This window comes from Nitrospirota bacterium, from assembly GCA_040755395.1.
GTDB lineage: Bacteria > Nitrospirota > Nitrospiria > Nitrospirales > Nitrospiraceae > DATLZU01.
Map to the genome: position 1 here is coordinate 1 of JBFMAX010000027.1, position 20,586 is coordinate 20,586.

Sequence of the window (20,586 nt, forward strand, 5' to 3'; positions counted from 1 at the left end):
GCTTGCCGGTCTTGAGCGTGCGGGCGGGGGCGAAGGCGCTCTTCAGCGACTCCGGCCAGGCGTTGAACTTGGTCTCGGAGACGCGGTAAGCGGTCTCGACGTACTCGGCCGGGTCCTCGCCGCCCTCGGCGATGCGGCGCACGATCTCGGCAAGGCGCTGCTGATCCCACTCGACCCGCTTGGGGAGGTCGGCGGTGACGCGCACGCGGCCGTCGTCGAAGTGGATGACGCCGGTATCCTTGCCGGCGGCCAGACGCAGGGTGTGCGCGCGGTCGGCGTACTTCAGATCCAGCGCGCGTTCGAGGTGATCGACGATGGCCTTGGCGGCCGAGAGCAGATCGGCGGCGTCGTTCTTGAGCCGGAACAGCGCATCGCTTTGCAGCGCGGCGAGCTCGCCGGCAGGCGTGGCGAGAACCTGATCGGGGGTGAGGCGGCTCATGCCACACCTCCCGCGCCGACGCGCTCGGAGGTGCTCTTGCGCAGGCACTCCGCCTCGTAGGACTCGACGTCCTCGACGCGGTAGAGCACGCGCCCCTGGATCTTGAGAAAAACCGGCCCGATTCCTTCGGAGCGCCAGCGTTCCAGGGTGGCTTCGCTGACGCCCCAACGGTCGGCCAGTTGGCGTTGGTTGAGGTGTTTGATACTCACGATTCGCTCCTTCGTGTTGTTGCGGAACGAAGCGAATCGTGCGCGCCCCTATATCAGGGCGACTTGGGGGTGAATATCAGGGGATGTCAGGAGTGATCAGACGGCGAGGCGATACCAACCCTTCTTCGGATTGGCGATGTAGACCCGCCAGTCTTTCTTGCCGGAAAACAGTTGAGGGATGCTCGGCGTCGAGGTGTTGGCCTTCTTCAGGAGTTCCGCGGCCTTCACGTCTGGCGAGCCGCGCTGCCAGGCCAGATAAAGCTCATAGACCACCGCGATCTGTTGGTCGCCCGTGAACTGGGTCTCCGGTTTTCCGGGCAGGCGCAGCTTGCCGGAGGCTGGATCGAAGTTAACCTGATCAGCCGTGACCAGGGCCTCGCGTGGTAGCCCGATGGCGTGGGCGAGGTAATCGGTATCGAGTCGGGCCTCACCACTCTGATCGTGAAGGCAGTCGGCCAGTGCCAGTGGAATGAAGCGACCGACGTTGGTCTGGATCGGTCGGCGCGACCGGCCGGTGGTAAGGATGAGTGTCGGTTGCCGAAAGGTGCGTGTCTGCAGAAAGCCGACCACCGTAGCGAGGTTGGCATCGACGCGGCGTGCCATCAGCACATCGACGACGCGCTCGCCGATGGTGTGGGCCCCGGCGTGCCACAGGACACCCGAGATGAGCGCCTCCGGATCGGGTTGAAGGCTGGGAGAGAGCTGGAAGGCGAGGTTCTGCACGAGCCACGCACAATCGGGGGTGTAGGTCCGGATTTCCGCAGCGGACACGGTCAAGCGCCGTCCCGTTTCTGGGCAGGTGTAGCGCCAGACCCCGGAGCGGTCAGGGTACGGCTCGATGTCCACGGAGACTTCCTCGTCGTGATAGGGGACGAGGATGGAATCAGGGAAGGGAGACTCGCGAAGTGCTCCGGCCGCGATCAGTGATCGTGATTCCGGGATCTGCCGAAGGTGGAGTTGAGTGAACTCCGCCTCCGGAAGCTCATACAGCCGCAGTAAGCTCTGGAGCGCTTTCAGGCTCGGCACCGCCGTCATCCTCGTCCGATTCGACCAGCCCCCACAGGCGAATGTACTTCTCCGCCAACTGCCGATCCCTGTCGGTGTGGCTCTTGATGTTGCAGCCGTTGGGCGTCGTGATGGCGATCACGAGCGACTTGGCGCGACGCTGGCCGGCGAGCCTGTGGAACTTGATCACGATGCGCGCCTGATCGAGTTGATAGGCCTGCTCCAGCGGGTTGTTGTCGCCGAAGATCTCCGCGGCGAGCCCGTAGATCGTGCGCGGGTCCCGATCGCCCACCTTCAGCACGAGGGCACCACCCTTGGCGCCCACCCTCAACCGCAGCTGGGTGACCCGAACCGAGGCGATCTCCGGATCGACGACCGGAAAGTATCGCTCAGTCGCCAAGCTGCTGACGTCGTAATTGCGCAGGGGCACAGCCTCGGGTTCCACCTCGCGCCCGAGTGCATGCTTGGCGAACAGCTTGAATACCTCGGGCCGGAGGTTGCGGTCGCGGGCGAAGACCTCGACGACGCCGTTCGCCGGTTCATAGGTGATCTTGACCGAGTTGGCGGGGCAGAAGTAGACGAGGCCGATATCGCCGTCCTTCTGGATGGTCTCGACGCTCTGGCGGTCGCCGTTGTGCTGGATGCTGAACTGGTGCAGTTCCACGTCCTCGTCGTGCTCGAGGTCACTGCGCGGGCGTACGAAATGGTCCAGCAGGATAGGATCTGCGGTCCGGAAGAGCTTGGCGAGGTTGTCCTGCAAGGCCTGTCGCCGCTCATCGGTGAGATCCACCTTTACCTTCGACGGCCCCTTGAATGCGCTGTAGATTCGACCTGAGCCGCGATACTCGTCGGCGTAGCGGGCGTCCTCCGCGCGGTGGAAGTTGGCCGGTTCGTGCATGTAGAGCCAGAGGCTGCGCGCATACTGGTCATGCAGGCTGTCGAATGCATCGATGTCGAAGATCTGCTCGCGGACCTGATTGATCGCCTCGACGCCCGCTTCGTCGGTCATCCGGTCGATCCGCTCGCAAAGACGGTTGAGTTCGGTGCGTTCCGCATCCGGGAGGGTGGGGATCGCCTGCTTCAGGGCGGCCCTGGTCTGCTTGGCGTCCTCGGCCCAAAGGGCCGCGTCACTGAGTGCACTGCCAGGCTTGGCCAGGAACTGGCGCAGCAGGTCGACCGGCGTACGCTGCACGAGGCGGGTGAGATGCGGGCTGTCGTTCTTCATGTCCTTCCTTCTTCTTGTTCCAAGCAAATCCATCGAGCGGGGATCCCGTAGTACCGCAACCGGCGCGCCCCTTGGTGTTCAACCACCCGTCTTGCCGATGAGCACTTCGAGGCGGCGGCGGATCTCGGCGTGCGGCAACCGTGTTCGCGGATCGTCCAGCATGCCGCGCAGCGCCTTCGCGAGCGTGGGCTTGCGCACGATGCGGTACTCGGCAAACCGGTCGATGACCCACAAGACGCCGTGCACCTCGAGTTGCTCTTCGTCGGCGAGGGCACGCATGCGCTTGTCGCCCGTCAGCAACGGCCAGTCGTTCGTCACGGCCAGGGTGACGGCAAGGCAGTCGTGGAGGGTGAGCTTGGGCCGGGCCGTCTGATAAGTGACGGCCCGGGCCATGCCCTCCGCATCCAGGGACTCGACCCGCAGACCCAATCCCTTGAGCTGCTCCCGGTCGACCTCACCGAGATCGATGAGCTCGTCCTCGTACAGGGCGTCGGGTACCGCAAACTCGAACGGCAGCTTGAAGAGCGCCTCGAGGAGGGACCATTTCGCCAGCTCAATCAGTATCGAGGCATCGCTCACCAGTACCCGCACGATGGATCACCCCGCGGGCCCCGACATGATCCGGTTCACCTCGCCCGTGCTCTTGCGCAGCAGTTCTGCGGCCTTGGGGAGCGAGATGACGTCCTCTGCCAGGGCGCGGAGCACCAGGCGCTGGAAGCGCCGGGGTTCCTCGTTCTCCGGGAGCGGCTCGGGCTCGGCCTTGCGCCAGGTGCGGCCGATGCCGCGAAACACGGTCTGCAGGGTGCCCTCGGTGATGACGCCGAGGTCGCGCAGCCGGACGATCAGGGCGGCGGCGCTGACGCCGTACATGCGCTTGATCTCGACGATCTCGGCGTAGCCGAAGGCGTGGCGGCGCTGGCCGACCTCGAACAGCAGGTCCTCTCGCGGCATCAGCAGGGCGCTGGCGAAGCGCTGGCACGCCTTCTCCTCGTCCAAGTCACCTTCGATCGCCATGACCATATGGCCGAGTTCGTGGGCCAGGGTGAAGCGGCGGCGCTCCACCGATTTCGCCACCGAGCCGACGATGACCGGAACCTTCTCCTTGTCCGGCCGGGCCACCCGGCAAGTCAGCCCGTCGACCGAGAGCGGGAAGTCGAGCTTGAGCACCTTGATGCCGTGCTCTTCGAGCAGCTCGGTCACGTTGGGGATCGCGTCGCCACCCAGGTTCCAGGCCTGACGGACGCTCTCGGCGGCGGTCTCCGCGTCATTGAGGTCGGCGACCTCGAAGGGGGCCCCTTCGGGCTTGTCCCACACATGGCTGCCGATCTCCAGCAAGTCCTCGACGAGCAGGTAGCGGTCGAGGCTGTCCAGGACGGCGGCTTCCACCATGGCGCGCTCCTGGGCCCGGGTCGCGGCGGTCTTGCGAAACTCCACCCCCTCGAGGCGGATCTCCGAGGGGCTGAAGAGGTAGCTCAGGGGAACGCCGAGCGCCTTGGCGAGCTTCAGGGCGGTCGCCGACCCCGGCAGCATCTCGTCGCGCTCATAGCGGCCGATCGCCTGGGCGCTGACCGCATGGTCGATGGCGTCGGCCAGTCCCCGCAGGGACAGGCCGGAGCGCTTGCGGGCCAGTTTCAATCTTTCGCCGAACATGGGGGTATCCTCGTTTGTTTACAGTGTACGTGTTCAGTCTAATTTTGTAAACAACGGCTGCCTGGCGAGACCCGATCCCGTGGCCTCCTTGGCGGCAGCCCCCATCGGTTCGCACTGGCCCGAAACTCCCTGATGGCCTCGGTAGCGGCCAGACCGGACAATCTCGTCATCAAGCGAGTTGGATGTTCAGGACCGATACCGATGTGCACGATCAACCACCTACCACCCGAGCGGATGACGCCCGAGCAGCGCCGGCAAGAGGTCGCGTCCTTGCTGGCGCACGGCCTGCTGCGCCTGCGCGACGACGTGTTCGCTCAGTCCGTAGGCCCCTGCGCGGAGAGCGAGTTTGAGCTTGGCTTCTCCGGCCACCAGCGCCTTCATAGCCACCCCGTCAACAACACTTTGGAGGAGGCTCCATGAAGGCAAGCACCGTCCCACCCACCCCGCCGAGCGTCGTCGCCCGGATCGCCGGGCTCCCGGATCTCTCGATAGAGGAAATGCGGGCGCTTTGGCGAGAACTCTTCGGTAGCGACAATCCAACGCCCAATCGTCAGTTCATGGAGCGGCGGATCGCCTACAAGCTGCAGGAGATCGAGTTCCGCAAGGTCGATCCCAACCTGCTAGAGCGCAACAAGCGGCGCATCAAGGCCCTGATGGAGACCGGCAAGGTGCGCAAGCTCGACCGCGACATCCGCCTGATGCCCGGCACCGTACTCACCCGCGAGTACCAGGGGATCGAGCACCGGGTGACGGTCGCCCAGGACGGACAGTACGAGTTCGAGGGCAGGCGCTACCCGAGCCTCTCCATGATCGCCCGCGAGATCACCGGCACACGGTGGTCCGGGCCGCTCTTCTTCGGCGTGAAGGCGCCGGCCAAGCAGAAGCATCCGAAGAAGCAGGGAGGCCGGCGATGAGCGAAGCCCTGAAGCGCCGCCTGCGCTGCGCCGTCTACACCCGCAAGTCCACCGAGGAGGGGCTCGACCAGGAATACAACTCCATCGATGCCCAGCGCGACGCCGGCCACGCCTACATCGCCAGCCAGCGCGCCGAGGGCTGGATTCCGGTGGCCGACGACTACGACGATCCGGCCTACTCGGGCGGCAACATGGACCGGCCGGCGCTCAAGCGGCTGCTCGCCGACATCGAGGCCGGCAAGGTCGACATCGTGGTGGTCTACAAGATCGACCGCCTGACGCGATCGCTGACCGACTTCTCGCGCATGATCGACGTCTTCGAGCGGCACGGCGTCTCCTTCGTCTCGGTCACCCAGCAGTTCAACACCACCACCTCGATGGGGCGGTTGATGCTCAACATCCTGCTGTCCTTCGCCCAGTTCGAGCGCGAGGTGACGGGAGAGCGCATCCGCGACAAGATCGCCGCCAGCAAGCGCAAGGGCATGTGGATGGGCGGCGTGCCGCCGCTCGGCTACGACGTCGAGAACCGGAGGCTGGTGCCCAACGAGCGCGAGGCCAAGATCGTCCGCCACATCTTCCAGCGTTTCGTCGAACTCGGCTCGTCGACCCTGCTCGTGAAGGAGCTGCGCCTCGACGGCGTGACCTCCAAGGCCTGGACCACCCAGGACGGGCGGGTGCGCGAGGGTAAGCTCATCGACAAGAGCCTCGTCTACAAGATCCTCAACAACCGGGTCTACCTGGGCGAGATACGCCACCGCGATCAGTGGTATGCCGGCGAGCATCCGACCATCGTCGAACGCAAACTGTGGGACGCCGTCCAGGCGATCCTCGCGCAGAACTCGCGTGTGCGAGGCAATAACACCCGCGCCCGGGTGCCGTTCCTGCTCAAGGGGATCGTCGTGGGAATCGATGGACGGGCGCTCACGCCCTGGTCCACGCGCAAGAAGAACGGACGTATCTACCGCTACTACCTGCCGACTCGGGAGAACAAGGAGCACGCCGGCGCCTCCGGGCTGCCGCGCTTGCCGGCCGGTGAGCTGGAGGCCGCCGTGCTGGAGCAGATGCGCCGGGTGCTGCGCGCACCGGACATGGTCGCCGGGGTGGCCGAGCGTGCCACCCGGCTCGATCCCTCCCTGGACGAGGCCCAGGTCACGGTGGCCGTGACCCGGCTGGATGCGATCTGGGATCAGCTCTTTCCGGCCGAGCAGCAGCGCATCGTGCGGCTCCTCATCGACAAGGTGATCGTCTCGCCGAACGACATCGAGGTGCGGTTCCGGCCCAACGGCATCGAGGTGCTCGCCCTAGAGCTGCGCCCCGAGCCCACCCCGGAAACCCTTGAGGAGGCGGTGGCATGAATGAAATCTTGATCGACAAGACCGGCCTGCCAGAGGTGATCACCGCGAGCGACGGCAGCCTTACCGTCACCGTGCCGATCCGGATCAAGCGCCGCGGCAGCCGCAAGGCTGTGGCCCTTCCGGACGGCAGCGCTGTTCAGCCCCGTCCCTGGGACGACACGCCGACGCCGATCCAGCTCGCGCTCGCCCGCGGCCACCGTTGGCTGGCGATGGTGGAGTCCGGCGAGGCGCGCACGCTATCCGAGGTGGCCGAGCGCGAGAGGATGGATCGGGCCTATGTGAGCCGGATGGTGAACCTCACCACCCTGGCGCCGGACATCGTCGCCGCCATCCTCGACGAGACCCTGCCACCGGAGGTGACGCTGTTCGATCTGGCGTCGGGGACGCCGTTGTTGTGGGAGGAACAGCGGGAGCGCATTGAGAAAGCCGACATCAGTGTCTATGCCGGTGATGCAGGTCGGGATAATGCGGATGCGCATGCGTGATCGGCGCATGGACATGCTCATGGGCATGGGGCTCGATGCCGTCCCATTCGAAATCATGCGCATGCGGGTGGTGTGCGTCATGCACGTGCCGGTGCGCGTGACGCAGCGGCTCGTGGGTGTGTTCATGCGCATGGCGTTCGGTGAGATGCAGCCAGACCCCGGCAGCCATCAGGCCCGCCGCCGTCCAGAACCAGGGTCCGGGGCGCTCCCCGAAAAACAGCATGGCGATCAGCGCGCCGGCGAACGGCGCGACGGAAAAATAGGCGCCGGTGCGCGCCGTGCCGAGGTGGCGCAGCGCCAGGACGAACAACACCAGGCTCACGCCGTAGCCGAAGAAACCGAGCACGAGCGCCCCGGCGGCGTGCACGAGAGGTGGCAAAGTTCCTGCCAAGAGGATGCCCAGCACCAGGTTGGTGCTCCCGGCGGCGAGACCCTTGATGGCGGCGATTTGCACGGCGTCGCCCGCCGCCACCTTGCGGGTCAGATTGTTGTCTATTGCCCAGCACAGGCACGCGCCGATCACTGCCAAGGCGCCCAGGGGGAGCGCTACGCTGGCCGATCCATCCCATGACAGCAGCGCGCCCGCGGCCACGATCAGCCCCATGCCCAGCGCGATCCGCGCGTCGAAGTTCTCGCGGAACACGAACCAGGCGATGAGCGCCGTGAACACGCCCTCCAGGTTGAGCAACAGCGAGGCGGTCGCGCCTTGCACAGAGATCAGGCCCCACATGAGCAGGGCCGGACCGATCACCCCGCCGACGACCACCGCGCCCGCGAGCCAGGGCAGGTCCGGGCGCGCCAAGGGTGCTTCGGGCGGTGCCTCTGACGCGGAATTTCGCCGCAGGGCGCGCCAGGCGATGAGGCCCAGGCCGCTGCCGAGATAGAGCAGACCCGCGAGGATCAGGGGCGAAGTCGCGCCCACCAGCGCCTTCGCCAGCGGCGTGCTCGCCCCGAACAACACGGCAGCGAGCAATGCCTGGGAGATGCCGGCGTGCATGAAACGCATCGATGTCACGGGTTTCCTCATGTGCGAACTACGATTTCTCGGGCACGGCCGACTCGCCGCGATAGGCCAGCAAGCGCAGCGCATTCACCACCACCACGATGGTCGAGCCTTCATGGATCGCCACCGCCACGCCGATCCCCGCCCAGCCGAAGAGCGTGGCGGGAATCAGCAAGGCCACCACGCCCAGCGACACCCATAAGTTCTGCCGAATGATGCGCCTCGATGCACGGCTCAAGGCCACGGCAAAGGGCAGCTTGGAGAGATCGTCGGCCATCAGCGCCACGTCGGCGGTTTCCAGCGCCACGTCGGTGCCGGCGCCGCCCATGGCGATGCCGACCGTGGCGCGCGCCATCGCCGGGGCGTCGTTGACGCCGTCGCCGACCATGGCCGCCTGGCCGTAGCGTTGCGCCAATTCCTCCATGGCCGTAACCTTGTCCTGCGGCAGCAGACCGGCTTTCACCTCGTCCAGGCCGACCGCGTCGGCGATGGCGCGGCCCACGCGTTCGTTGTCGCCGGTGAGCATGATGGTCTTGCGGATGCCGATCCGGTGCAGGCGCGCCAGCACCTCGCGCACGCCGCCGCGCGGCGTGTCGGCCAAAGCGATGACGCCGAGGAATTGTCCGTCGGCCTGGATCAGCATGATGGTCTTGCCTTCCGCTTGCAGCCGATCGGCATGCTGTCGAACTACATCGGGAATGGCTTCGCCCTCGAACAGCCTGGCGTTGCCGATGGCGATCTTCTTCCCGTCGAATTTGGCGCGCAGGCCTTTTCCGGTCACGGCTTCGACTTCCCCGGCCTCGTTCCAGGTCAGGCCGCGCCGCTTCACTTCCACCACCACCGCCTGCGCCAAGGGATGGGCGCTGCGGCTTTCCACGGCGGCGGCGAGCTTGAGCAGGTCGTCCTCGCTCCCGCTGACCGCAACGACATCGGTCACCTGGGGTTTGCCCACGGTCAAGGTGCCGGTCTTGTCGAAGGCGATGGCGGTGAGCGTGCCGAGGTTTTCCAGATGGGCGCCGCCCTTGATCAGCACGCCGCCGCGCGCGGCGCGGGCGATGCCCGACAGCACCGCCGACGGGGTGGCGATGGCGAGCGCGCAGGGCGAGGCCGCCACCAGCACCGCCATGGCGCGGTAGAAGGATTCGGCGAAGGGAAAGCCAAACAGCGGCGGCAGCACGATGAGCAGGCCCGCGCCGATCAACACCCCCGGCACGAAGATGCGCTCGAAGCGGTCGGTGAAGCGCTGGGTGGGGGACTTCTGCGTCTGCGCCTCGGCCACCATCTCCACCATACGCGCGAGCGTGCTCTCGCGTGCGAGCTTGGTCACTTCGATGGTCAGCGCGCCCTCGCCGTTGACCGTGCCGGCGAATACCGGATCATCCAGCCGTTTGTCCACCGGCATCGATTCGCCGGTGAGCGGGGCCTGATCCACCGCCGACTCGCCCGAGACCACCCTTCCATCGGCGGGGATGCGGCTGCCGGGCTTGACGATCACCCGGTCGCCGCGCAGCAGCTCCTCCACCCGCACTTCGATCTCCGCGCCGTCGCGCTGCACCAAGGCGGTCTTGGGTGCGAGTTCCGCCAGCGCCTCGATGGCTCGGCGCGCGCGGTCCATGGCCAGGTGCTCCAGCGCATGGCCCAGGCTGAATAGGAACAGCAGCAGCGCGCCTTCTTCCCAGGCACCTAGGGCGCCGGCGCCCGCCGCCGCGACGATCATCAGGGTGTCGATGTCGAAGCGGCGGCTCTTCACGCTCTGCCAGGCGTCGCGCAAGGTGTAGAAGCCGCCTGCCGCGTAGGCGCCCAGCAGCAGGCCGAGCGAAAACGCATACGGCGCACCGGCCAGCCCCGCGAGCCAGCCGATGAGCAACAGCAGGCCGGACACGCCGCTGAAGATCAGCTCGCGATGCTCGGCGAACCATCCGGCCTCGTGGCCTTCTTCCAGCACGGCATAACCGAGCGCCTGGATGCGCTGGGTGATCGCCGCGCGTGCGATCTTCTCGCTGTCGTACTCCAGGCGCAGGCGCTCGGCGGCGTAGCTGACCGAGGCTTCCAGCACGCCGTCCGTCCGTTGCAGGGCGTGCTCGATCACGACGGCACAGGTGGGGCAGTCCATGCCGTCGATGCGCAGGTTTTCGTGGTGGAAGCGGTCGGCGGTCTTCGCTCCGGCCGCCTGCGCCAGTTCGCGCACCCGGCTCACGCTGAAGCGCTGGGGATCGTAGTGCAGGCACAGGCGGGCGCCGCCGTCCTCGCTGATGAGGTGGACCTTTTCCAAGCCTTCGGCCTGCAGCAATTTAGTCAGCCGCCCCACGCAGGCGTCGCGCTCATCGGGGATATCCGGCAAGACCAGGGACAAGTCCAGCTTCAGTTTTTCAGCCATGATGCCGCTCCTTGGAACCAATTTTTTAGACCATTTGCGCCGCGATACGGATCGGATCACTGGCCACGTGGACAGATATCAAACTGAATGCGCAAGCACCTATTAGAGATCGCCATGTAAGTCTGAATGCCCGTTCCGCTCGCATGGCGTTCGCTTTCCAAGCCAATCAAGCTATCCCTTGGATATTTCTAAACCAGCAATTAATTTAATCGGATTTCTTAAAGTAAAAACAACCGGACATCTCTGCAGCGCAAGCTCTTCCGCTTCTTTAATTTTTTCTTCCGGCGCATCACTTACAATATGAAGAGTTACACGCACTTCTTCCATAACAGGATTGTCGCCCAACCCAAAAACGCGTGTAAAATCAACATCAGCTTCAACACGTGTTGTAAGTTTTTTTATTTGAATCCCAAGCATGGAAGCCATGGTTGCAAATGTTCCGGTATAGCAGGATGCAAGTCCATAAAGACAATAATGCATCGGACCAGGAAGTTTGCCTCCGCCGCCCATAAACGTGGGGTTATCTAATTTAAAAACAGTTTCTCCTCCTTCGAATTTGATAATGGATTGGAACTGAACATCACCTTCTTCGACAATCCATTCACCTTCAATTACTTGTGTTTTTTTGGCGGCAGAAGGATCATTTTTGATTTTAGATTCAAACGATTGAACCTTTTGTACATCAACATTATTTACACGTGTCATTTTTAACTCCTCAATTTCAATTGCGGCAAAAAAGGCGATGCCGCGACGCCTAACACTGGGATTTCTCGTAAAGTGCTGCTAGGTACCGGCACCGCGCACCGGCGTTCCGCATTGGCCGCAAAACTTGGTGCCCGCCGGCAGCTCCGCGCCGCAGCCGGAACATTTACCGCCCGACAGGGAAGCACCGCATTGCTGGCAGAAGCGCGCATCGCGCGCATTGGCGCTGTCGCACTTGATGCAGGTGATTGCCGGGCTGCTGTCTTGCGGATAGCCTGGATTACCCCCGTAGCCCCCATGCCTGGAACCGCCGTGATGGCCGCCTTGATAATTACCGTGATGGCTACCGAATCTGCCGCCCATCAAATTGCCCAGCATCCGTTCGAAGAATCCCATGATGTGCTCCTTTGCATTTCAATATATTGATCCCCCGGCCTGACGATCGGGGGCGTTCCGCTCAGAACTGTTGGCCCTGCAACTTGGTGCCGGCGCCGACAGCTGGTTCTTCCGCTTCCTCCTTCCGGTGGGCCAGCCGATACAGGATCGGCAGGACCAGCAGGGTCAGTGCCGTCGATGACAGGATGCCGCCGATGACCACCGTGGCGAGCGGGCGCTGTACCTCAGCTCCCGTTCCGGTGGCGATCGCCATTGGGATGAACCCGAGGGAGGCCACCAGGGCGGTCATCAGCACCGGGCGCAACCGCGTCATCGCCCCTTCGTGGATGGCTTCGTCCAGCGGCCTGCCTTCTTCGCGCAGCGAGCGGATGAAGGCGATCATCACCAGCCCGTTGAGCACCGCCACGCCCGACAGGGCGATGAAGCCCACGCCCGCCGAGATGGAAAGCGGGATGTCGCGCAGCCATAGCGCGAGGATGCCGCCGGTCAGGGCGAATGGCACGCCAGTGAACACCAGCAGCCCGTCCTTCACGTTGTTGAACATCGCGAACAGCAGCATGAAGATCAGCAACAGCGCGACGGGCACCACGATTTCCAAGCGTTTCGCGGCCGACTGCAACTGCTCGAAGGTGCCGCCCCAGGTGACCCAGTAGCCGCTGGGGACCTGGACCTGTTCGGCGAGTCTTGCTTGCGCCTCGGCGACGAAGGACCCGATGTCACGCCCGCGCACGTTGGCGGTAACCACCACGCGCCGCTTGCCATTCTCACGGCTGATCTGGTTGGGGCCGGGCGCGACGTCGAGGCTCGCCACGTCGCCGAGCCGCACATAGGGGGCCTCGCTCCCGGCGTTCGCGGCGGGCAACCGGATCGGGATCTGCCTGATCGCCTCCAGGTCGCCGCGCAGGGACTCCGGCAGGCGCACGATGATGTCGAAGCGCCGGTCGCCCTGGAACAGCTGGCCGGCTTCGCGCCCGCCCACGGCGATGGCCAGGGCGTCCTGCACGTCGCTGACATTGAGCCCGAGGCGGGCGATTTTCGCCCGATCGATGCCGAGCGTCAGCATCGGCAGGCCCGTGGTCTGTTCGACCTTGACGTCGGCCGCGCCCGGGATCTTTTCCAGCACCTCCGCGATCTCGCCGGCGGTGGCGTTCATCACCTCCATGTCGTCGCCGAAGACCTTCACCGCCACATCGCTGCGTACGCCGGAGAGCAGCTCGTTGAAGCGCATCTGGATCGGCTGGGTGAACTCGTAGTTGTTGCCCGGCACCTTGCCGACCGCCTCCTGCATGGCGCGGACGAGATCGGCCTTGCTGCGCGTCGGATCGGGCCATTCGGATTGCGGCTTCAACATGACGAAGTTGTCGGCGACGTTGGGCGGCATGGGGTCGGTGGCGATCTCCGCCGTGCCGATCTTGGCGAAGATCCTGTCGACCTCGGGAAACGCCTTGATGGTCCGCTCCAGTTCGGCCTGCATGCCGATCGCCTGGGTGAGGCTGGTGCCCGGGATGCGCAGGGCATGCAGCGCGATGTCGCCCTCGTTGAGGCTGGGCACGAACTCACTGCCCATGCGGGTGGCGAGCAGCAGGGAGAGCGCCACCGCCACGGCCGCCACCGTCAGCACGACGGGCTGGTTCTCCATGGCGAGCCGGAACGCCGGCTCGTAGCCGCGCCTGGCCCAAGTCATCAGGCGGTTTTCCTTCTCGGATACCTTCTCGCCGATCAGCAGCGCCACGGCGGCGGGGATGAAGGTAACCGAGAGGATCATGGCGCCCAGCAGGGCAGCCACCACGGTGAACGCCATCGGATGGAACATTTTCCCTTCCACGCCGGTGAGGGCGAAGATCGGCAGGTAAACCACCATGATGATGAGCTGGCCATACAAGAGCGGCCGGCGCGCTTCTTTGGATGCCGCGAACACTTCATGAAAGCGTTCGTTCCGGGTCAGGGGTCGGCCCGCCTTGGCCTGCGCATGGGCAAGCCGCCGCACGCAGTTCTCCACGATCACCACCGCTCCGTCGATGATGATGCCGAAGTCCAGTGCCCCCAGGCTCATCAGGTTGGCGCTGACCTTGTTGGTCACCATACCGGTGAAGGTGAAGAGCATCGACAGGGGGATCACCAGCGCGGTGATGACGGCGGCGCGGATGTTTCCCAGGAACAGGAACAGAATGGCGATCACCAGGGCCGCGCCCTCGAGCAGATTTTTCTTGACGGTGTCGATGGCCTTGTCCACCAGGATCGTGCGATCGTAGACGGGTTTTGCGACCACACCGGCCGGCAGTGTCCGGTTGACCTCGCGCATCTTCGCGTCCACCGCCTGCGATACCGTGCGGCTGTTCTCGCCCATGAGCATGAACACCGTGCCCAGCACCGTCTCGCGGCCGTTTTCCGTGGCGGCGCCGGTGCGCAGTTCCTTGCCCAGCGTCACGTCCGCGACGTCGCGGATGCGCACCGGCACGCCCTCGGGCGCTTTGACCACGATGTTGCCGATGTCATCCAGGCTGCCGACCTGGCCCGGCGCGCGGATCAGGTACTGCTCCCCGCGCCGCTCGATGTAGCCCGCGCCGACGTTGGCGTTGTTGCGTTCCAGTGCTTCGACCAGATCGGACAGCGCCAGGCCGTGGGCGACCAGGCGGTCTGGATGAGGCGCGATCTGGAACTCCTTGGCATAGCCGCCGATGGTGTTGATCTCGGTGACGCCGGGCACATTGCGCAATTGCGGCTTGATGATCCAGTCCTGGATCTCGCGCAGGTCCATGGGGGTGTAGGGCGTGCCGTCGGGCTTAATGGCCCCCTCCTTGGCCTCCACCGTCCACATGTAGATCTCGCCGAGCCCGGTGGCGATCGGCCCTAGGGCCGGGGTCACGCCGGCCGGCAGCTTCTCCCTGGCCTGCTGGATGCGCTCATTGACGAGCTGGCGCGCGAAGTAGATACCGGTGCCATCCTTGAAGATCACCGTGACTTGCGACAGGCCGTAGCGTGACAGCGAGCGGGTCTGCTGCAGGCCGGGCAGGCCGGCCATGACGGTCTCGATCGGGAAGGTGACGCGCTGCTCGGCCTCCAGCGGGGAATAGCCGGGGGCGGCGGTGTTGATTTGCACCTGAACGTTGGTGATGTCGGGCACGGCGTCGATCGGCAGCTTCTGGTAGCTGTACACGCCGACCGCGGCCATGCCGAGCACCAGCAGCAGCACCAGCCAGCGCTGCTCGATGGCGAAACGGATGATTTTTTCGAACATGTCGTATCTCCTAGAGGGCCGCGTCGCCGTGTTCGCCGCTGCGGATGCGCACGGCGTCTTCCACGGCGGAAACCGCGATCAGGCCGTCGCCGGGATGGCCCGTGTGGGCGGCGGCGCGGATGGCCTCAACGGCCTTCGGCGCCAGTTCGTCTGCGCAGAACATCAGCAGAACCAGCCGGTCGTGGGCGTCCGGGTTCCACTCGGTGGCGGTGTAGGCATGGTGCGGACCCACCCCGCGCGGGTGTCCGCGCGCCGGAAAGATCGTGAATCCGGGCAGATGCTCCAGGGCGTACAGGGCCTGTTCGACGGCTTCCAGCCGGTGCGGCTGCACGATGGCGATGATCTGTTTCATGGCGGTCTCCTAGTGGTCGTGGCTGGCGCCGGCCTTGCCCAGCTCGGCCTTGATGAGGAAGCTGTTCTTCGCTGCGTATTGCTCGCCCGCGTTCAGCCCTTCGACGACTTCGACGAATCTGCCGTCGCTGCGGCCCAGTTCCACCGGCCGCGCCTCGAAATACGCGCCGTAGCGGCCGAACACGACGGTCCAGTCGCGCACGCTCTGGATCGCCTCCTGGGATACCGCCACCGGCACCTCGACCTCGCCGGCGACGAGCTCGATGTTGACCGGCAGACCCGGACGCCACACGCCCTGCGGGTTGGGCAGGACGATGCGCGCCTTGGCCGTGCGGGTCTGCTCGCCCACCAGGGAGCCGACGTAGAACACCGTACCGCTGCTTGTCGAGTCGAAGGCCGTCGCCTTGACGGTGGCCTTCTGGCCGACCTTCACGGCATTCAGGTCCTTGGCGTAGACGGTCATCTCGGCCCACACCGTGGACAGATCCGCGACGACGAAGACGGTGGCGTCTTCCTTGACCGCCTCGCCCAGTGCGATGTGCTTCTCGACGACGACGCCGTCGATGGGCGAGCGGAGTTCGTAGCGGGTGAAGTCGCCGCCAGCCTTCTGGCTGCCCAGCGAGGCAAGCTTCTGCTGCGCGTTCCGGGCCGCGATTTCCGCTTCCTGCAGAGCAGTGCGCGCCTGCAGGTAGTCCTGCTCGGCGGAGATCTTGTCCTCCCAGAGTTTCTTCTCGCGCTCGAAGGTCGTGCGCGCCAGGGCGAGGCGCTTTTGCGTGGCGAGCAGTTCGGCGCGCTGGTCGGCCAGCGCCTGGCTGGACACCACCGCGAGCACCTGCCCCTTCTTCACCCGGTCGCCGGCGTTGGCGGCGACCGACTGCACGATGCCAGAAAGCCGCGGCACCACGTGCACCGTGCGATCCTCGTTGAAGCGAACCTCGCCGATCAGTTGCAGGACATTGCGGATGCGCACCGGGCCGGCGGTCAGCACCTCGACCTGGTTCTGCCTGAGCTGCTCGTCGCTCATGGCGACCCGGGCCTCGACCTGCTCGTAGTCGAAACGATAGGCCTTGTTGTCGTAGCGCGCGTCTATCGTCACCTTGAACGAATGCGGCTCCTCGACCACCGCGTCGCCCTTCAGGTAGTCCTTTTCGGGCGCAAAGGCAAAGACCTGCGGCTTGCGGCCGAGGCGATCCAGGGTGACGCTGACCTCGCTCGCCCTGGGGTCGAGCGGCTTGCCATTTTGATAGGTGTAGGCGCGGAATTGCGGCTCCACGCCCGTTTCGTAAATGGTGAGCTCGACCCCGTAGCCGTCCTGGCTGAAGAGCTTGCCGCCGTGCGGGCCCTTGCGCGGCCCGGCTTCCGCCCCGTGGTGTTCGGCATCCGTGTGCGCCTCGTCGTCCGCATGGCCGTCCTTGGCCTCGCTGCCGTGATGCTCCGCATCGGCATGGCTGGCCGCTTCCGCGTGACCACCGTGCGCCTCGCCTTCCGGACGCGATTTGGCCGTCCCGAGAATCAAGCCGGCGAGCACGACGCCGACCGCGAGGACGAGGGCAATGGCAATGAGCTGTTTTTTGTTCAGTTTGAGTTTCATGTCGAATTCCTAGTGTTGGGTGGCGACCGGCGTCCTGCTCGATTCGGACGCCGTTTCGCCGAGAATGCGTTCGATCTCGCTTGATGCGCGATGCGCCTCGGCGAGGGCGCGCAGGCTTTGGGATTTCGCCGCAAACAGCGTGCGCTGCGCGTCCAGCACTTCGAGAAAGCTGAACTTGCCCAGTTCGAAGCCCCTTATCGTGGCTTCATAGGCGCTTTGCGCACCCGGCAGGATGTCCGCCTTGAGCGACTCCAGCTCGTTGCGCGCCGTGGAGAGGCGCTCAAACGCCTGCGCCAAGTCGTTTCCGAGGCGGATCTCGGCGGCGGACAGCTCGTCCCGGGCCTTGTCCGCCCTGCGCAACGCCTCCAGCAGGTTGCCCTGATTGCGGTCGAACAGCGGGATCGGAATGGAGACGCCGAGAATGGCCTGGTCGCGGCCCAGTTCGTTGTCGCGCTTCGCGCCCAGGCTCACGGTCACATTCGGGATGCGCCGGCTGCGCTCGACCTCGGCCAGGGCCAGTCTGCGCTCGACCTCGATCCTGGCGCGTGCAAGGCCAGGCGAGGCGTCGATGCGGCGCTCGAGATCGCCACGGGACGGCAGCGGCGGCAGGGACTCCAGATCGCCCTCGACACGGTCGAAGCGTAGCGTCGGCTCGCCCCAGGTGCCCGCCAGGCGTTTGCGCGCGGTCGCCAACTCGCTCTCGGCCAGTCTCAGCTCCACGCGCACGCCGGTTTCGGCCACCCGCGCCTTGGTTTCCTCGATGGGGGAGACCTTGCCCGCCAAAACCCGGCGCCTGGCGGCGTCGGTGGCGCGGCTTGCGAGTTCGACACTAGCCTGAGCCAGCCGCAGACGCTCCTGGGCGACGAGCGTGTCAAAGAATGCCGCCGTCACCGCAGCGCGAATCTCGGCACGCTTCGCGTTCAGTTCTGCCCGGGCGGCATCGCGGCCCCGCTCGGCCGCATCGATCCGGGCAGCACGCTTGCTGCCGAGCTCGATCGGATGGTTCAACTGCAGCGTCGTGGTCCGGGTCGCGCGACGGGTGTCCTCGACCAAGGTCGCAAGTTCTGGGTTCGGGCGCACCTGCGCCTGGATGACGGTCCCCTCGATCGCCTCCAGCTCGCGGCGGGCGGCCGCAAGCTCAGGATTGGCGCCGAACGCCAGCTCCAGCGCCGCCTGAAGCCTGAGCGGAGCGGCCGGTTCGGTGTTGCGCGGCGTGACAACGCCGCTCGTCGCCAAGCCGCCGTTTACGGGATCGAACGTTTGTGCAAATGATGGGTTGAGAAACAACGCCGCCAACCCCAGCGGCAACAGATGTCTTCGCATCGAATTCTCCACAGGTTACGGGATGAATTCGGCGAGACGAGGCCGTTCCGGATGGTGCTAAATCAGGAGAAGCTGCCCGCCCCGCCGCATCAGGCGGGAACGGACCATTGAGGGCGTTCGGGTGGGTAGGTGGCGAGGGACGGATAGGCGCCGTCACCATCGTGTGGTTTGGGGTGTGCACTCTCGTACGCCGTAGGCGCAAATGTGCTCAAGACCCCGAGAAATCCGGACAGGTGGCAGTGGTCGTGCCCAAGCGACTGACCGGGCTGCTTGCCGTCATCGGATGCGGTGGACGACACGCCGTGCTCGTCGTCATGATGGCCGAAATGCTGGGCGGCCTTGTCCTGCTCATGCCCGCAATAGTCGGCTACCACAGCCCAGGAAATCTGGAGCGGGAGCAGGCAGAGCAAGATGAGCAGGAGCAAACATCGCATGGCGAACACTATATTTACTACGGACTTACCCTGTCAATGTTCGGCGACGCTGCGGGTTTGCTCTCGATCTGGCCGCGAGCGCTGACGAGTTCCCTTTTCGCGTGCCGCATCACCGCCAGGGCCGAGGTCAACCCCAACGTGCCCATCACCCCTGCCACGATGAGATCGGGCCAAGCTTGGCCGGTGCCGAAGACTCCAGCAGCGGCCAGCATGACGGCCACGTTGCCGATGGCGTCATTGCGGCTGCACAGCCAGACGGAGCGCATGTTCGCGTCGCCGTTGCGAAAGGCATAGAGCATGAGCGCCACGCCGGCGTTCGCCATCAACGCGAGGAAGGCGATCGCACCCATCGTGACAGGTTCCGGCGGCATGCCGCTCAAGGCGTTCCACGCCGCTTTGCCGAGCACGAAGAGGCCGAAGGCGCCCATGGTGAGGCCCTTCACCAACGCCGCGCGCGCTCGCCACAGCAGGCCCAGCGACAGCACCACCAGCGACAGACCGTAGTTGGCCGCATCCCCCAGAAAGTCCGCCGCATCGGCCAGCAGCGACACCGAGCCGGACTTGAGGCCGCCGCCGACTTCCACGCCGAACATGACGGCATTGATCCCGAGCGCTATCCACAGCGCCTTTCGGTAGCGCGGGCTCACCCCATCGCTTGAACAGGATGTCGTGTTGCAGCACTGACCGACCATGTGTTTTTTCCTGAGGATTGAATTTCTCGCCAATTTAAAACTCTGTAGTCACTACAGAGTCAAGCGGTTATACTGAACCGATATCGCGGAGCTCCCTATGCGCATCGGAGAACTTGGACAGGCCACGGGTGTGGATATCGAAACCATCCGCTATTACGAGCGGGTGGGGCTGCTGCCCATGCCGGTGCGGCAAGCCAACGGCTACCGCGCCTATGGGCCCCTGCACCTGGAGCGACTGGCCTTCATCCGTCACTGCCGGGCGTTGGACATACCGCTTGCGGATGTGCGGCGGCTGCTGGACTTCCTGGACCATCCGGGTAGCGATTGCGGCGACGTGAACCGGCTGATCGACGAGCAGATCGCCCGCGTCCGGGCGCGGCTCCGATCGATGCAGGCCCTCGAGCGCCAGCTTCAACAACTGCGCGACCGTTGCCACGCGGAGCACACCGCCGCTGCGTGCGGCATCCTGCATGAACTGGTGACAGCGGCCCAGGGTGAAGGGTGTGCGTGTCACGGTGCGCCTGCCGAGGCGGGTAAAACGAAAGGAAAGCCTCGATGATGGACCTCGCCAAGACCGCCGGGCTGTTCGCCCTCACTGCGCTGGCGGAGATCGTCGGCTGTTACTTGCCGTGGCTGGTGCTGAAGCAAGGCAGGACCGCATGGCTGCTGGTGCCCGCCGCGATCGCGCTCGCGCTGTTCGCCTGGCTGCTGACCCTGCATCCCACCGCGGCGGGGCGCACCTACGCCGCGTATGGCGGCATGTACATCACGGTGGCCCTCGCGTGGCTGTATTGGGTCGATGGCGTGACGCTGACGCGCTGGGACGTGACGGGGGCGGCCATCGCTCTCACAGGCATGGCTGTCATTGCGCTGCAGCCTGCTACTACTACCTGAGCACATCGAACGAGGCCCAAGCAGTTTCCTTCGGGTAGGCGATGCTGTCATCCAACCGATTGATCGGTCAGCACGTAACGTCTTGTTTCGGAATGGTGCCGTCGATGGCCTTTGTGGACTTCGGCCTTTCGGCAGGGAGCAAGGCCGGAGAGAAAACGGCGCGGAGAGAGCGAAACGCGGCCCGAGGTGGGCGAGACGACCGGGGAAGGAAGTCCGCAGGAATCCGCAGGAGTCCCCGCGAACACGCGGGAGCGCGCAAGGAAAAAGGCCAACCGAGAACGGTTGACCTTTATATATTGGTGG

The 20,586-nt window shown here is 65.2% G+C and carries 22 protein-coding genes; 5 read left to right on the forward strand and 17 right to left on the reverse strand.

The genetic code is table 11. The annotated features are described in order from the left end of the window. From AB1555_19575 to AB1555_19605, 7 genes are all read right to left on the reverse strand, one after another. Positions 1-439: hypothetical protein (locus tag AB1555_19575; GenBank protein MEW6248884.1), on the reverse strand; the 439-nt coding region annotated here is incomplete at its 3' end. Beyond that, positions 436-648 (reverse strand): helix-turn-helix domain-containing protein, encoded by a 213-nt coding sequence (locus AB1555_19580; GenBank protein MEW6248885.1) that lies wholly within the window; start codon positions 646-648, stop codon positions 436-438. The genes AB1555_19575 and AB1555_19580, both read right to left, overlap by 4 nt. A gap of 96 nt (positions 649-744) precedes the next feature. Next, complete coding sequence (locus tag AB1555_19585; protein ID MEW6248886.1) at positions 745-1,674, reverse strand: hypothetical protein; 930 nt, start codon at positions 1,672-1,674, stop codon at positions 745-747. Continuing rightward, on the reverse strand, positions 1,631-2,878 hold the full coding sequence (locus tag AB1555_19590; GenBank protein ID MEW6248887.1) for a hypothetical protein: 1,248 nt from the start codon (positions 2,876-2,878) through the stop codon (positions 1,631-1,633). The genes AB1555_19585 and AB1555_19590 overlap by 44 nt, the downstream gene beginning before the upstream one ends. 78 nt (positions 2,879-2,956) lie before the next feature. Beyond that, positions 2,957-3,469, reverse strand: a complete 513-nt coding sequence (locus tag AB1555_19595) for a hypothetical protein (GenBank protein ID MEW6248888.1) — start codon at positions 3,467-3,469, stop codon at positions 2,957-2,959. Between the two features lie 6 nt (positions 3,470-3,475). After that, entirely contained in the window at positions 3,476-4,528 is a 1,053-nt protein-coding gene (locus AB1555_19600; protein MEW6248889.1) for an XRE family transcriptional regulator, read from the reverse strand. Between the two features lie 219 nt (positions 4,529-4,747). Beyond that, positions 4,748-4,909 (reverse strand): hypothetical protein, encoded by a 162-nt coding sequence (locus AB1555_19605; protein ID MEW6248890.1) that lies wholly within the window; start codon positions 4,907-4,909, stop codon positions 4,748-4,750. A 35-nt stretch (positions 4,910-4,944) separates the two neighbouring features. Between AB1555_19605 and AB1555_19610 the strand changes: the two genes are divergently transcribed. Genes AB1555_19610 through AB1555_19620 form a run of 3 tightly spaced genes read left to right on the forward strand, consistent with a single transcriptional unit; the run spans position 4,945 to position 7,282 of the window. Next, positions 4,945-5,442, forward strand: coding sequence for a DUF2924 domain-containing protein (locus AB1555_19610; GenBank protein ID MEW6248891.1), 498 nt, complete (start codon positions 4,945-4,947; stop codon positions 5,440-5,442). Beyond that, on the forward strand, positions 5,439-6,797 hold the full coding sequence (locus AB1555_19615) for a recombinase family protein (protein ID MEW6248892.1): 1,359 nt from the start codon (positions 5,439-5,441) through the stop codon (positions 6,795-6,797). The genes AB1555_19610 and AB1555_19615 overlap by 4 nt, the downstream gene beginning before the upstream one ends. Continuing rightward, positions 6,794-7,282, forward strand: coding sequence for a hypothetical protein (locus tag AB1555_19620; GenBank protein MEW6248893.1), 489 nt, complete (start codon positions 6,794-6,796; stop codon positions 7,280-7,282). Before AB1555_19615 ends, AB1555_19620 begins: the two co-directional genes overlap by 4 nt. On the opposite strand, the gene AB1555_19625 is transcribed toward AB1555_19620, so the two are convergent. The 10 genes from AB1555_19625 to AB1555_19670 all read right to left on the reverse strand — a co-directional run bounded on the left by AB1555_19625 (position 7,230) and on the right by AB1555_19670 (position 19,389). Next, on the reverse strand, positions 7,230-8,279 hold the full coding sequence (locus AB1555_19625) for a DMT family transporter (protein ID MEW6248894.1): 1,050 nt from the start codon (positions 8,277-8,279) through the stop codon (positions 7,230-7,232). The genes AB1555_19620 and AB1555_19625 overlap by 53 nt on opposite strands. Before the next feature lie 37 nt (positions 8,280-8,316). Continuing rightward, the gene (locus AB1555_19630; protein MEW6248895.1) at positions 8,317-10,662 is read right to left on the reverse strand and encodes a heavy metal translocating P-type ATPase; all 2,346 of its coding nucleotides are present in this window, start codon (positions 10,660-10,662) and stop codon (positions 8,317-8,319) included. A 171-nt stretch (positions 10,663-10,833) separates the two neighbouring features. Next, positions 10,834-11,367, reverse strand: a complete 534-nt coding sequence (locus AB1555_19635) for an OsmC family protein (GenBank protein MEW6248896.1) — start codon at positions 11,365-11,367, stop codon at positions 10,834-10,836. Between the two features lie 78 nt (positions 11,368-11,445). Continuing rightward, positions 11,446-11,760 (reverse strand): zinc ribbon domain-containing protein, encoded by a 315-nt coding sequence (locus AB1555_19640; GenBank protein ID MEW6248897.1) that lies wholly within the window; start codon positions 11,758-11,760, stop codon positions 11,446-11,448. A gap of 61 nt (positions 11,761-11,821) precedes the next feature. Further along, positions 11,822-14,998: a CusA/CzcA family heavy metal efflux RND transporter gene (locus AB1555_19645; GenBank protein MEW6248898.1), complete on the reverse strand. Its 3,177-nt coding sequence runs from the start codon at positions 14,996-14,998 to the stop codon at positions 11,822-11,824. A gap of 10 nt (positions 14,999-15,008) precedes the next feature. Next, a complete protein-coding gene (locus tag AB1555_19650; protein ID MEW6248899.1) occupies positions 15,009-15,350 on the reverse strand; it encodes a P-II family nitrogen regulator in 342 nt (113 codons plus the stop codon). Between the two features lie 9 nt (positions 15,351-15,359). Continuing rightward, positions 15,360-16,940 (reverse strand): efflux RND transporter periplasmic adaptor subunit, encoded by a 1,581-nt coding sequence (locus AB1555_19655; protein MEW6248900.1) that lies wholly within the window; start codon positions 16,938-16,940, stop codon positions 15,360-15,362. Positions 16,941-16,949: 9 nt separating this feature from the next. Beyond that, positions 16,950-18,263, reverse strand: coding sequence for a TolC family protein (locus AB1555_19660; GenBank protein MEW6248901.1), 1,314 nt, complete (start codon positions 18,261-18,263; stop codon positions 16,950-16,952). A gap of 89 nt (positions 18,264-18,352) precedes the next feature. Beyond that, the gene (locus AB1555_19665; GenBank protein ID MEW6248902.1) at positions 18,353-18,697 is read right to left on the reverse strand and encodes a hypothetical protein; all 345 of its coding nucleotides are present in this window, start codon (positions 18,695-18,697) and stop codon (positions 18,353-18,355) included. A 17-nt stretch (positions 18,698-18,714) separates the two neighbouring features. Further along, positions 18,715-19,389: a cation transporter gene (locus AB1555_19670; protein ID MEW6248903.1), complete on the reverse strand. Its 675-nt coding sequence runs from the start codon at positions 19,387-19,389 to the stop codon at positions 18,715-18,717. 97 nt (positions 19,390-19,486) lie between these two features. Between AB1555_19670 and cadR the strand changes: the two genes are divergently transcribed. Next, on the forward strand, positions 19,487-19,948 hold the full coding sequence (gene cadR, locus AB1555_19675; GenBank protein ID MEW6248904.1) for a Cd(II)/Pb(II)-responsive transcriptional regulator: 462 nt from the start codon (positions 19,487-19,489) through the stop codon (positions 19,946-19,948). Beyond that, positions 19,948-20,283: a YnfA family protein gene (locus AB1555_19680; GenBank protein ID MEW6248905.1), complete on the forward strand. Its 336-nt coding sequence runs from the start codon at positions 19,948-19,950 to the stop codon at positions 20,281-20,283. The genes cadR and AB1555_19680 overlap by 1 nt, the downstream gene beginning before the upstream one ends. The last annotated feature ends 303 nt before the right edge of the window (positions 20,284-20,586 follow it).